The sequence below is a fragment of the Nocardia sp. NPDC051321 genome (assembly GCF_044455225.1).
Taxonomy (GTDB): Bacteria; Actinomycetota; Actinomycetes; order Mycobacteriales; family Mycobacteriaceae; genus Nocardia.
The window spans coordinates 45,106-57,230 of the sequence record NZ_JBITEM010000011.1 but is presented as its reverse complement, the minus strand read 5'-3'; the positions used below and the strand labels follow the sequence as shown (position 1 = coordinate 57,230).

The following is a 12,125-nucleotide window of genomic DNA, read 5'->3' as shown; positions in this document are numbered from 1 at the left end:
GGCTCCGTGCCGCCGCTCGACTCCGCTCGGTGAGCGCGGCGCGCACTCCCGCCGCATCCGCACCTAGGCTACCGGCTCACCAACGCACTGCGCCGGGCTCACAACGGACCCGCTTCGGCCAGATCTCCCATCGGGCCCGCCTCCGCCAATTCCGCGCCGCTGTCGAACGGTGCGTCCGGATTCTGTTCGCCCGGCATGCGTTTGGGCTTGTGTTCGCCGTCTTCGCCGCGCCGCATAGGTGGCGGAGTGCCGACCCGGGCGTTCGGTTGGTCGGAGTTCTCCGCAGGGGCATGCGACGGCTTGTCCGGTGCAGGCGCGGTCGGGGTCGAGTCCGTCGGCGCCGACTTTTCTCCTGGCGACGCCGGCGCCGGGCTTTCACCGGGTGACGGCTTTTCCCCAGGCGACCCAGGCGACGGCTGCTGCTCCGCCGGCGCGGACGGCTGCTTTTCCCCGGGCCCCGCCTCATCCTTCGGCTCGTGCACCTCGATGACCGGCATCCCGTGTTCGTCGAGCCGGACGCTGAACTCCTGCGCCTTGCCGTCGGCTTCGGACATCATCAGTTTCAGCTGACCGTCCGGACTCATCTCGAACTTGAGATGCTTACCGGCAACGTCGAATTCGGCCGCGGGCTTGCCGTCCGGCTTTCCGTCGCCGTCCTTGTCGACCTGCGTCGGATCGATAATGCCCTCGACCATCTTCACCGCGTTGTCGACGCCGTCGCTGACCATCCCGGACAGCGAGCTGATCCCAGATTCGACCAGGTGACCGATGCCAGATGTCAACGGTGACAACTGACTCGCCACCTGACTGAGCGCCGGTAGCCCCTCCAACGACGACGTATTGGGAACCGTCGGCGCAGTAGGTGTCGCGGGCGTGCTCGGCGCCGAAGGTATCCCCGTGCTCGCCGGAACTGTGGGCGACGCCGGTGTAGACGGCGACGCAGGTGTAGACGGCGACGCAGGTGTAGATGGCACGCTAGGCGTCGACGGCGAAGGCGCCGTACTCGCGGGAACGACTGGCGCAGCGGGATTTCCGGGCTGAGCGGTCGGCGCGTCATCATCCTTCGGCTGCTGTGGCACCGCCGCCGCCGGACGCGGATAAGCCGTATCGGGAACCTCATTCAGCGCACCGATGAGCGGCTCATAGACGTTCTTCACCGCTTGGTCGGTCAGGTCGCAGGCTGTGCTGAACTTCTGCACCTTGGCCGTGTAGTCGGGTTGAAAAACCTTGTCGAGCCAGTCGCGACACCGCTGCTTGATCCGGTCCTGGTACCCGGTGCCGGGAACCAGCAACACGAGATCGCCCGAGGGCCCGTCCTCGTCGAGTTCCGGGAAGAGGCGGCGCAGCTTGCTGAGCAGGCTGTTCTCGGTGATGTTGCTCCAGGCGATCGACGTGCCCGAGATGATGTCGTCGACATCCTCCGGCGTCTTCCCGTCGATCTTCACCCCTTCGCCGTTTTCCAGAATGTGCAGCACGACATCGGCTTTGATCTTCACGGCGGTCCGCAACGCGGCGATCGAACCGGCCAGTGCTTCCCATGCCGTTTCGGCCGTCTTCCAGTCCGCATCGGCCTGCCCGACCTGCTGATTCAGCATGCGGATCGCGGCGTCGGCGGCCTGTCCCTGCCACAGCGAAGGCAGCGCCTGTGCGGCGACGCGATGGTTGTCCACGTGCGTTCCGGCGTTGTGCAGCACCTCCTGCAGCCGGACCGAGGCGTTATACAGCTTGTCCTCGTTCAGCCCGTTCTGTTCGTAGAAGCGCTTGTGCAACTGCTCGTAACTGGCCAAGGCGGCGGAAGGCGCAGGAAAGGCGCGGTGAAAGCGCGGCTCGAAATACTCGAAGTACAAAAGACTTCGAGACCCGATGTCGAGGTACTCCTTGATCCGCGCGTGTGCGGGAACGGTGAAAACCACGGCTAACCCCTTGCCGTCGACATGCGGGCGTCCGGAAGCTCAGCTCTGGATCTCACGGCCGACCTTCGCGATGTCTCCGGCGGTCTCCTTGACGGTGTCCGAATACCGCACCACCGACGCACCGAGCGCGTCCGCCGTGGTGATCGTCGCCTCGGCCCAGTTCTCCATCCAGTGGGTGATCCGCTCGAAGCCCTGCTGGATCCGCTTGCCGTGCTCGGCGTAGTGCTCGCCTGCATCGGCGGGACCGAACTCGTTCTCGGTCACTTCCCGCGAGAGCTTGGCCACCGCCTGCCCGGATATCCGGAGATCGTTGGCTAGCCGACCCAACTCCCCCGTCTGGACGCCGACCATGCTGTTCGGATCGCCGGTCATCTACGCCCCTCCGTGTTCGCCGAGTGCCGCCATACTTCCTTCGACGCGCCTCGCCGACGTTCGGTTCCATCGAATCCGCGGCGGTCGTGCCGACCCACCGCGGCGACGGACCTACGAGCCGATCTTCCCGTGGTCGGTGCGTACCCACTCCGAGGACCCGTCGGGATGCCGGTGGAATTCCCACGCCGCGTAGTCGCCGTCGTTTTCCACGACCGTGACGTGGTCCGCCAGTCCGTCGTGGTCGTAATCGGTCCAGACCTGCATCGCGTCGCCACCGTTGGTGGTGATGGTGTCGAGCGTGCCGTCACCGTCGATGTCCTGGGTGGGGTGGTGCAATTCGACCGCACCCAGGCCGTCCAGTGACGAGGACGCGTCGATGCCGGGTAGTTCCAAACCCGGCAATTCACCCGAGGTGATCATTACTCCTCCTCAGCGGGACTCGTGGTGCTGTCATCCAATGACCCGACAACAACGCTATCGCTCCATCCTGACATCCACAGGAGCCCGACGCAGCCCCCTGGCCTCACTTCTTCGGCATAAGCAGCCACAGCACCAGGTAGATGATGAACTGCGGGCCGGGCAGCAGGCAGGAAAGCACGAACAGCAGGCGCACGACATTGGCATTCCAGCCGAGGTATTCGGCGATGCCGCCACAGACTCCGGCGATCCACTTGTCGTGGGTGGAGCGGGTGAAACGGCGGGCAGGTGCGGTCATGGTCTTCCCTCTCTGATGATGATCTCTTCGAACTCCACTCTGCCGAGCCGGACGCCGTGCCACATCGGTCCATGGAGCTATGCCGACCCTGATTTCCTACCACCCTGGTTCAGGGTGTTACCCCGAGTAGCCGACCGGTGCGGGATGGGTCGCGCGAACACGGCAGACTTAGGACAGTGAGGAAGCGTCAGCGAGTGAACCAGAGACACAGCGTGCCTGTGCGCACGACGGAGCCGAGCGCCGGCGAGGCGCGGTCGTGAGTACCACTCTGCACGCGCGCGGGCTGTCCGCGGGACACGGCGAACGCACCCTGTTCGACGACCTCGATCTCACCCTGGCACCGGGTGACGTGATCGGCTTGGTCGGCGCGAACGGCGCGGGCAAGTCGACGCTGCTGCGCATGCTCGCGGACCGGCGCACCCCGACCGGCAGCATCACGCTGAGCCCACCCGATGCCACCGTCGGCTATCTCGCGCAGGAGCCCGAGCGGGTGCCCGGCGAGTCGGTGCTCGAATTCCTCGGTCGCCGAACCGGTGTCGCCGAGGCACAGCGGACAATGGACGCCGCCGCGGCGAATATCGCCGACAGCGGCGAAGACGAGTATTCGCCCGCACTGGAGCGCTGGCTCGCACTGGGCGGCGCGGATCTGGACCAGCGCGCTGCCGAGGTAGCCGCCGATCTCGGCCTGATCGCCAGCCTGCCCAACGGCCTCGACACCCCGATGACGGTCCTGTCCGGCGGCCAGGCCGCGCGCGCGGGTCTGGCCTCGGTGTTGTTGTCCCGCTTCGACATTCTGCTGCTCGACGAGCCGACCAACGACCTCGACCTGGACGGCCTCGCCCGCTTGGAGCAGTTCGTCACCGGCGTCCGGGTGCCGCTGGTAGTCATCAGCCACGACCGAGAGTTCTTGGCGCGGACCGTCAATCGGATCGTCGAACTCGATCTGGCACAGCAGCAGGTCGGCAGCTACGACGGCGGCTACGAGGCGTATCTGATGGAACGCGAGATCGCCCGCCAGCACGCGCGTGAGGCCTACGAGGAGTTCGCCGACACCAAGGCGGGCCTGGAGGCGCGGGCGCAGATGCAGCGCAACTGGCTCGAACACGGCGTGCGCAACGCCCGCCGCAAGGCGCGCGACCCGAAGAAGGTCGACTCGGACAAGGCCGGCCGCAAGATGCGTGCCGAGTCCACCGAGAAACAGGCGGCCAAGGCCCGCCAGACGCAACGCCGCATCGAACGCCTCGACGTGGTCGAGGAGCCGCGCAAGGAGTGGGAGCTGCGGATGACCATCGGTGCCGCGCCGCGCAGCGGATCGGTGGTGGCCACGCTGTCCGACGCGACGGTCACCCAGGGCGATTTCACCCTCGGCCCGATCACCACCCAGGTCGACTGGGCCGACCGGATCGTGCTCACCGGCGCGAACGGCTCCGGCAAATCCACCCTGCTGGCGCTGCTGCTCGGAAAGATCAAGCCGCACAGCGGATCCGCCACGCTCGGCGCAGGCGTAGAGATCGGCGAGGTCGATCAGGCGCGCGGCCTGTTCCGCGGGACGCCTTCGCTGGCCGACACTTTCGGCGCGCAGCTGCCGGACTGGCCGGACGCCGAAGTCCGCACCCTGCTCGCCAAGTTCGGCCTGCGCGGCTCAGTCGCGTTGCGCGCCTGCGAAACCCTGTCCCCCGGCGAACGCACCCGCGCCGCCCTCGCGCTGTTGCAGGCCCGCGGCGTGAACCTGCTCGTCCTCGACGAACCGACCAACCATCTGGACCTGCCCGCCATCGAACAACTAGAGCAGGCCGTCGAATCCTTCACCGGCACACTGCTGCTGGTCACCCACGACCGCCGGATGCTGGACACCATCCAGGCCACCCGCCGCTGGCAGATGGACTTCGGCAAACTCACCGAAACCACCTGACGGGCAGGGTCCTTCGGATCAGACCGACGCGACGCGCTTGGCGAGGTCGTCGGCCAGCTGCCTGGCCTGCGCGGGATCGGTGGCTTCCACCATGACGCGCACCAGTTGCTCGGTGCCGCTGGGGCGCAGCAGGACTCGGCCGGTGTCGCCGAGGATGCGTTCGGCTTCCAGCACCGCGTCCCGCACCTCAGGCGCCGCCGCGACCAGCGATTTGTCGCTGACCGGCACGTTCACCAATACCTGTGGCACCGTGTGCAATACGGCCGACAGATCGGCGAGGCTACGCCGGGTTCGCGCCATCCTGGCCATGAGTTTCAGGCCGGTGAGCACACCGTCGCCGGTGGTGCCGAACTGGGGGAAGATGACGTGCCCGGACTGTTCACCGCCCAGCGTGTAACCGCCGCGGCGAAGTTCCTCCAGCACATAGCGGTCACCAACGGCGGTGGTGAGCAAGGTGATTCCGGCTTCGCGCATCGCGATGTGCAGGCCTAGATTGGCCATCACGGTACCGACCAGGGTCTGCTTCGCCAGCTCGCCGGCCTCGTGCATGTCGAGGGCGAGAATCGCCAGAATCGCGTCGCCGTCGACGACTTTGCCGTCGGCATCGGCCGCGAGGCACCGGTCTGCGTCACCGTCGAGCGCCAGCCCCAGATCGGCGCCATGCTCGCGCACCGCCCGCTGCACCGTTTCCAAATGCGTTGAGCCGCAACCATCGTTGATATTGAGGCCGTCCGGCTCGGCATTGATCGCGATCACCGTCGCACCCGCCTCGCGGAAGGCGGCGGGCCCCACTTCGGATGCCGCGCCGTGCGCGCAATCGACCACCACGGTCAGTCCGGACAGGTCCTGTCCGGTCGCCTCGACCAGATGCTCGACATACCGCTCATGGGTGCCCGCGACGCTGTACTGGTCCGGCACGACCTGTCCGTGGTCGCGCGCGCCGGACGCGTTGACCACCCGCCCGATGCCGCGTCCGGTCGGCCGCAGCGCGTTGTCCTCGGCGAGCAGCGCCTCGATGCGATCCTCGATGGCGTCGTCGAGCTTGTGCCCGCCGGCCGCGAAGATCTTGATGCCGTTGTCCGGCATGGGATTGTGCGAGGCCGAGATCATCACGCCGAAGCACGCGTCATAGAGCCCGGTGAGATAGGCGACGGCGGGTGTCGGCAGCACGCCGACCTGCAGCACGTTCACCCCGGCGGCGGTGAGCCCCGCGGTGACCGCGGCCTCCAGCATCTCACCACTTGCCCTCGGGTCGCGGCCGACGACCGCGAGGGGACGCTTCTTGCCACTGCTCAAAATCTGGGCGGCCGCACCCGAAACGCGCAGCGCCAGTTCCGGACTCAACGACTCGTTGGCCAGCCCACGGATTCCGTCGGTGCCGAACAAACGTCCCATACCTCAGCCCCTCATCGGTGGATCCGCAGCGCGCCCGAAGAGGACAGCCCGAGCCACGAAGGGCCTCGAAACGCCGCGGCTTGATCTGCGGCGTACGCGTCAGGCCCGGAGAAGGCAGCCTGGGTAACCGCGCAGGGCTCGCGAACGTCGCCAATTCTATACAGCACGAGAGCAGGCGACCAGCCGTTGCTGGAAGCCTGCTCTCGTACAGGTTGCCCGCCGACCGTACCGCCCCCCGCACCTCCAGGGTGCCGGATGACGGTGGTCGGCGAGGCCAAAATCAGCGCTTCGAGTACTGCGGCGCCTTACGGGCCTTCTTCAGACCGTACTTCTTACGCTCCACGGCACGCGGGTCACGCGTCAGGAAGCCGGCCCGCTTCAGGGCGGGACGGTCGTCCGGGGTGACCTCGATCAGCGCGCGGGCAATGGCCAGACGCAGGGCGCCCGCCTGTCCCGACGGGCCGCCGCCGTGCAGCAGGGCGATGATGTCGAAGCTCTCGGCCCGCTCGACGGTGACCAGCGGCGACTTGACCAGCTGCTGGTGCACCTTGTTCGGGAAGTAGTCCTCGATGGTGCGGCCGTTGAGCACGAAGTTGCCGGAGCCCGGCACCATGCGCACGCGAACGACGGCTTCCTTACGACGGCCGACGGTCTGCACCGGGCGGTCGATCACGATCGGGGCGAAGGTCTCGACTGCGACCTCGGCCTCTTCGTAGCCTTCGCCGTCCTCGACAACCTCGGCGGCGTCGAATTCCTCGACGACGGCTTCTTCGTTGAATTCCTCAGGAGCGGTCACTGGGCCACCTGCTTGATCTCGAACGGAATGGGCTGCTGAGCGGCGTGCGGGTGGTTCGGGCCTGCGTAGACCTTCAGCTTGCCCGCGATCGCGTTGCCGAGCTTGTTCTTCGGGATCATGCCCTTGACGGCCTTCTCCACGAGCCGGTCCGGACGGCTCTCCAACACCTGACCGACAGTGCGCGACTTGAGGCCGCCCGGGTGCCCGCTGTGGTGGTGGATCAGCTTGTCCGCCTTCTTGTTGCCGCTGATGGCAACCTTCTCGGCGTTGATGATGATGACGAAATCGCCACCGTCGAAGTTCGGTGCGTAGGTCGGCTTCGTCTTGCCACGCAGCAGGTTCGCTGCTTGGACGGCGAGACGGCCGAGAACTACGTCAGTGGCGTCGATGACGTACCACTGACGGGTGACGTCACCAGCCTTGGGGCTGTACGTAGGCACAGTGCTTCCCTGTCTGTAGTCGGTGTTGCCGGCCAGGCATGTGGTCGAAGCTCCCGGCGGCCGGTGGAGACCCGGGGTTCGATTGCACGACCGGTTGCCCGGCCGTCCATACGCCAACGAGCCACAATACCAGCCAGGATCCGGCGATCGAAATCGCGTCAGATCTCGATCGGCGGCCCTGGATCGATGGCCCGGCGCGGGCCGGGCAGCAGGAAGCGCAGGGTGTCCACGCCCGGCTGCTTGCAGTCCTGATCCGCGGTCTCCCGGCCGTCGCGCAGACCGCCCGAGTGGCCGCGCGTGGCCGAGATGCCTGGACTGACCTCGTTGGTCACATACGGGGCCAGCGGGCACACGATCGGATCGGCGGCGGCAGGCGCCGGTGCCGCGGTCAAGGTCATCGTCGCCGAGGTCAGCTCGATGCGATCACCGCCGGACGGCAGCGCGACCACCGCGAGCGCGAGCGCGCCGACTACCGTGTGCGCGCCGAACAGGTTGTCCCTCATCTTGTTCCACAGCTTCGGCTTGCGGGGCCGGTCCTCGTCGTCGTCCTCGGACTCCGGCTCCCGCCATTGTCCGTGCCGCCCCTGCTCGGCAGCATCGGACTGCGGCGCCTGATACGACCGCGCACCGGATGTCTGGCCGGGCGGCGGCCCACCCTGCGGCGGACGTCCCTGCTGCTCCTCGGGGTACTGCCCCGGCGGGCGGGTGAAACGACTGCCGAGCTCGGCGAGATTCGGTGGCAGCCGGGGCACCTCGTCGCGGGTGATCCTGGTCGTCGGTTCCTCGCCCTGCGTCGGATAGCCGGGCCCGTACTGCACGGGTGGCACCGTTCGCGGCGGAGACGGATCCATGTGGGGTTGTGGCACGTCCGTTCGGCGCTGTGACGACTCCGCTTGGCGCTGCGCCGACTCGGCCTGCCGATGTGCGGCACCGGCTTGACGCTGCCCGGGGGCGGCCTGCTGCGGTGCGGATTCCGCCCGGTAGTGCCCGGCCGGATCGCGGTACTGCGGTCCCGGATCCTGGAACTGAGTGGGGTCGACCGGTGGCGGTGCGGGTTCGGCATGCCGGCCCGACGGTTCCGGCTCGTCCGCTTCGGTATCGGTCACCAGCAGGTGCGCCGCACCGAGCACGAGCGCGTGCATCGGATGATCGGCGACCTGCAATCGGTGGCCGAGATGGTTCTGGAAGGCCAGCCGCAGCGCGTCGTTGAAGCAGACATTGCCGGACAGCAACACCGTCGAGGTGTCCGCGCCGATCGAACGGGCCGCGGCCATCACCTCGATCACCACGTTGTCCGCGGACCTGGCATCGCGCATCGACTCCATGGTCACCGGCACATCGACCGATTCGGTCGGCTGTTCGTCGTCGCCGTGCACCGCGACGACCAGCACGGTCCGGCCGTCGGAGTACACACCGGTCGCGCCGATGCCGTGCGGCCTGGCCTGGTCCGGCGGATGCACCAGCCCGAGCGCGCGCACATAACCGGACAACGCGACGCTTTCCGGCAGCGGCTCAACGGTCACGTCGAGCTGTTCCACCAGCCCGGCGTACACCTCGACCTTCTCGTCCGGCCAGCTGTCCGGGAACGGCAGCGCCACCAGGTCCGGCTTGCCGCGCAGATGTTTACCGATCGCGGCCAGCGGGTTGTACATCCTGGCCCGGAACACCAGCTCCGCTGGCCAGGTCGCCCCGGCCACCACGATCTGCGGATGCCCGAGGATGTCACGCACGTCGGCGATCGCCATGCCGAGGTCCGGCCGCTGCCGGTCCACGCCGGCGGTGTGCAACCGACCCGACGAATCAGCCAGCAGATACGCCGGCGGTGTCCACATACCTTCCACCTGGACCGGGCGGATCGGTGTGCCACCGCCACCCGCGGCCACGGACACCACATCCCAGCCGAGATGTACCGCCCCTACTCGCACCGTCACAGGCATAAGTGTGCCTGGTGTGCGGCCGAGATGCTTGCCGTTGTCCGGAGCCCCCGGTAGTGGCCGGAAAATCGCTCGCCCGTCACGCCGCCGACGCCTTCAGTCGCAGCCGCCGCCAGGTGAGGACGGCGAGCGCCAGGGTGATCAGCAGCAGCACGCCGACGTCCAAGGCCCAGATGCCCGGCGTGTGCTGCCACAACGTGTCCGGTTGCGCGCTGAGGAACACCTCACGAATGTTCACTGTCGAGGCACCGGCCGCATACCCCCAGCGCGCCGGGAACAACCAGGACACCTGCTCGAGCACCACCCGGCCGGTGACCGGGATCAGTCCGCCCGCCATCACCAGCTGCACCATGATCGCCACCACCAGCAGCGGCATCACCTGCTCGTTCGACTTGGCCAGCGACGAAAGCAGCAGGCCGACAACGACACAGCACACCGCGGTCAACGCGATATCGATATACAGCTCCCCGCTGCCGGAGGACAGCACCGCTCCTTCGCCCGGCCGTTTCTTGCCCGCGAGCACGATGCCGACCAGCACGGCCGACTGCAGCAGCGCGGTGAAACTGAACACCGCGATCTTCGCCGACAGATACGCCGACGGCAGCAATCCGACCGCGCGTTCGCGCTGGAAGATGGTGCGCTCGCCGACCAGGTCACGCACGGTGAGCGTGGATCCCATGAAGCAGGCGCCGAGGATCAGCACGACGAGCAACTGCTGGGTCTCGCCGCCGCCGGTGGGCACAAAGGTGCCGTCCGGCAACGCCTTCAGCGCGCCGCGCTGGAAACCGTCCTTGCCGGGCACCACCAGCGACAGCGCGCCGAGGATGAACGGCAGGATCACCAGGAACGATAGATAGCCGCGGTCGGCCAGGATCAGCCGGATCTGTCTGCGCGACAGCGTCGAGAACTGTTTGCCGCCACTGGATTGCGGTGGTGAGCCCGCAGACCCGTATTGCTGGGGTGGCGGCGGTGGCGGCGGCGCGAACGCCTGCCTGGATCGATAAGCGGCGAACGCCTGATCCGGATTCGCGGCCACATTGGCGAAGATCTCCGCCCAGTCCGTGGTGCCGAGCGCGGCGCCGACACCGGCCGGGTTGCCGCAGTAGGCGGTCTTGCCGCCGGGCGCCAGCAGCAGCACCTGATCGCACATGTCCAGGTGGGCGATGGAGTGGGTGACCACGATCACCACGCGGCCCGCGTCGGCCAGCTCGCGCAGCATCACCATCACCTGCCGGTCCAGCGCCGGGTCGAGGCCCGAGGTCGGCTCGTCCAGGATCAGCAGCGAGGGACCGGTGAGCAGTTCCAGCGCGACCGACGCGCGCTTGCGCTGACCACCGGAAAGCCGGTCCACCCTGGTGTCGGCGTGCTCGGTCAGCGAAAGCTCTTTCAGCACACCATCGATCACCTGTTGCCGGTCGGCCCTGCTGTTATCCGGCGGCAGCCGCAGCTCGGCCGCGTAGCCGAGCGCCTGGCGCACGGTGAGCTGCCGGTGCAGCACGTCGTCCTGCGGCACCATGCCGATCCGGGAGCGCAGCGCCTCGTACTCCGCGTGCAGATTGCGGCCCTCGAAGGTGACCACGCCGCCGGACGGCCGGGTGGTGCCCGCGATCAACCTGGACAGCGTCGACTTGCCCGCGCCGGACGGACCGATGAGCGCGGTCAGCGTGCCCCGGCTGGCCTGCATATTCACATCGACCAGCAGCTGCTTGTTGCCCTCGACGGTGAACGCGACCCCGTGCACCGCGAGCCCCTGCTCGGCCACCGGCTTCTGCCGTAGCACCAAAGTGCCCTGCTGGACAACGAAGTCGATGTTGCCGATGGTGATGATGTCGCGCTCGCGCAGCACCGCCTGCTGCTGGCGGTGGCCGTTGACGAAGGTGCCGTTCGCCGAGCCGAGGTCCTCGATGGTCAGCCCGTCGGAGGCGGCCAGCAGGCGCGCGTGCTTGCGCGAGGCCAGCGGATCGTTGACGACGATCTGGTTGTCGGTGGTGCGCCCGATCGTCAGGCCACCCGCGGGCAGGCGGTCGGCCCTGGCGATCGCCGCGGTCGAGGCCCTTGCCCGCACCGGCGGCATGTTCGAGGTGTCGGCGCGGGTGGTCAGATTGACGTTCACCTGCGGCTGCGCGTCCTGCGGCGGCTGATAGGCCGGGCGCTGGAACTGCTGGGCGGGCCGCTGACCCGACTGCGGCTGGCCCGGCATCGGCTGCTGACCCGACTGCGGCGGCCGCACCGAAGGGCGCTGCGGGGGTAGTGGATTGGCGGGCAATAGATGGAGTAGCGGGCCACTGATCGCATCACCGAGCCGCACCTGCGTCGGCCGATCGATCGACACCGGTTGCGCGAGTCTGCGGGCATCGACGAACACGCCATTGGTGCTTCCGTTATCGGACAGCACCCAGGCGCTACCCTGCCAAGTGAGCGTCGCGTGTACCCGCGAAACCAGCGGGCTGTCGACGAAAAGCGTCACCTCCGGCGCACGGCCCATGGTGACCTGCTGGTTCGAATCGAAGACTCGTTCGTTTCCATCATGGCGCACGGTGATGGTCTGCGCCCCCGGTGAAGACATGCAGCGGATACTATTCCATCACCCGGACATCGGCGGTGCCCCCGACGCGCCTTTTGCCCCGATCCGGCGACCGATGAGAACG

General features: G+C 67.7%; 10 protein-coding genes. 1 reads left to right on the top strand and 9 read right to left on the bottom strand.

The features are described from left to right. Nucleotides 1-98: 98 nt before the first annotated feature. The 4 genes from ACIA8C_RS26025 to ACIA8C_RS26010 all read right to left on the bottom strand — a co-directional run bounded on the left by ACIA8C_RS26025 (nucleotide 99) and on the right by ACIA8C_RS26010 (nucleotide 3,000). Nucleotides 99-1,913 carry a hypothetical protein gene (locus tag ACIA8C_RS26025; RefSeq protein ID WP_397139028.1) on the bottom strand — a complete coding sequence of 605 codons (1,815 nt, stop codon included), beginning with the start codon at nucleotides 1,911-1,913 and terminating at the stop codon, nucleotides 99-101. A 39-nt stretch (nucleotides 1,914-1,952) separates the two neighbouring features. Next, nucleotides 1,953-2,285 (bottom strand): hypothetical protein, encoded by a 333-nt coding sequence (locus tag ACIA8C_RS26020; protein ID WP_397139026.1) that lies wholly within the window; start codon nucleotides 2,283-2,285, stop codon nucleotides 1,953-1,955. Nucleotides 2,286-2,396: 111 nt separating this feature from the next. Continuing rightward, nucleotides 2,397-2,705: a DUF6802 family protein gene (locus ACIA8C_RS26015; protein ID WP_397139024.1), complete on the bottom strand. Its 309-nt coding sequence runs from the start codon at nucleotides 2,703-2,705 to the stop codon at nucleotides 2,397-2,399. Between the two features lie 103 nt (nucleotides 2,706-2,808). After that, nucleotides 2,809-3,000, bottom strand: coding sequence for a PspC domain-containing protein (locus ACIA8C_RS26010; protein ID WP_396995566.1), 192 nt, complete (start codon nucleotides 2,998-3,000; stop codon nucleotides 2,809-2,811). 256 nt (nucleotides 3,001-3,256) lie between these two features. On the opposite strand from ACIA8C_RS26010, the gene ACIA8C_RS26005 reads away from it, so the two are divergent. Further along, nucleotides 3,257-4,912 carry an ABC-F family ATP-binding cassette domain-containing protein gene (locus ACIA8C_RS26005; protein ID WP_397139022.1) on the top strand — a complete coding sequence of 552 codons (1,656 nt, stop codon included), beginning with the start codon at nucleotides 3,257-3,259 and terminating at the stop codon, nucleotides 4,910-4,912. A gap of 18 nt (nucleotides 4,913-4,930) precedes the next feature. Here ACIA8C_RS26005 and glmM read toward each other — a convergent pair whose 3' ends face one another. The 5 genes from glmM to ACIA8C_RS25980 all read right to left on the bottom strand — a co-directional run bounded on the left by glmM (nucleotide 4,931) and on the right by ACIA8C_RS25980 (nucleotide 12,043). Beyond that, entirely contained in the window at nucleotides 4,931-6,307 is a 1,377-nt protein-coding gene (gene glmM / locus ACIA8C_RS26000; protein ID WP_397139020.1) for a phosphoglucosamine mutase, read from the bottom strand. A 280-nt stretch (nucleotides 6,308-6,587) separates the two neighbouring features. Beyond that, nucleotides 6,588-7,103: a 30S ribosomal protein S9 gene (gene rpsI, locus ACIA8C_RS25995; protein ID WP_397139018.1), complete on the bottom strand. Its 516-nt coding sequence runs from the start codon at nucleotides 7,101-7,103 to the stop codon at nucleotides 6,588-6,590. Continuing rightward, the gene (rplM, locus tag ACIA8C_RS25990; protein WP_135234871.1) at nucleotides 7,100-7,543 is read right to left on the bottom strand and encodes a 50S ribosomal protein L13; all 444 of its coding nucleotides are present in this window, start codon (nucleotides 7,541-7,543) and stop codon (nucleotides 7,100-7,102) included. Before rplM ends, rpsI begins: the two co-directional genes overlap by 4 nt. Nucleotides 7,544-7,701: 158 nt before the next feature. After that, nucleotides 7,702-9,480, bottom strand: coding sequence for a hypothetical protein (locus tag ACIA8C_RS25985; protein WP_397139016.1), 1,779 nt, complete (start codon nucleotides 9,478-9,480; stop codon nucleotides 7,702-7,704). A 76-nt stretch (nucleotides 9,481-9,556) separates the two neighbouring features. Next, nucleotides 9,557-12,043 (bottom strand): FHA domain-containing protein, encoded by a 2,487-nt coding sequence (locus tag ACIA8C_RS25980; RefSeq protein ID WP_397139013.1) that lies wholly within the window; start codon nucleotides 12,041-12,043, stop codon nucleotides 9,557-9,559. Between the last annotated feature and the right edge of the window lie 82 nt (nucleotides 12,044-12,125).

Bases quoted from the DNA above. Each gene is read 5' to 3' on its own strand.
- ACIA8C_RS26020 (WP_397139026.1), bottom strand. From the start codon at position 2,285: ATGACCGGCGATCCGAACAGCATGGTCGGCGTCCAGACGGGGGAGTTG.
- ACIA8C_RS25980 (WP_397139013.1), bottom strand. From the start codon at position 12,043: ATGTCTTCACCGGGGGCGCAGACCATCACCGTGCGCCATGATGGAAAC.
- glmM (WP_397139020.1), bottom strand. From the start codon at position 6,307: ATGGGACGTTTGTTCGGCACCGACGGAATCCGTGGGCTGGCCAACGAG.
- ACIA8C_RS26010 (WP_396995566.1), bottom strand. From the start codon at position 3,000: ATGACCGCACCTGCCCGCCGTTTCACCCGCTCCACCCACGACAAGTGG.
- ACIA8C_RS26015 (WP_397139024.1), bottom strand. From the start codon at position 2,705: ATGATCACCTCGGGTGAATTGCCGGGTTTGGAACTACCCGGCATCGAC.
- ACIA8C_RS25985 (WP_397139016.1), bottom strand. From the start codon at position 9,480: ATGCCTGTGACGGTGCGAGTAGGGGCGGTACATCTCGGCTGGGATGTG.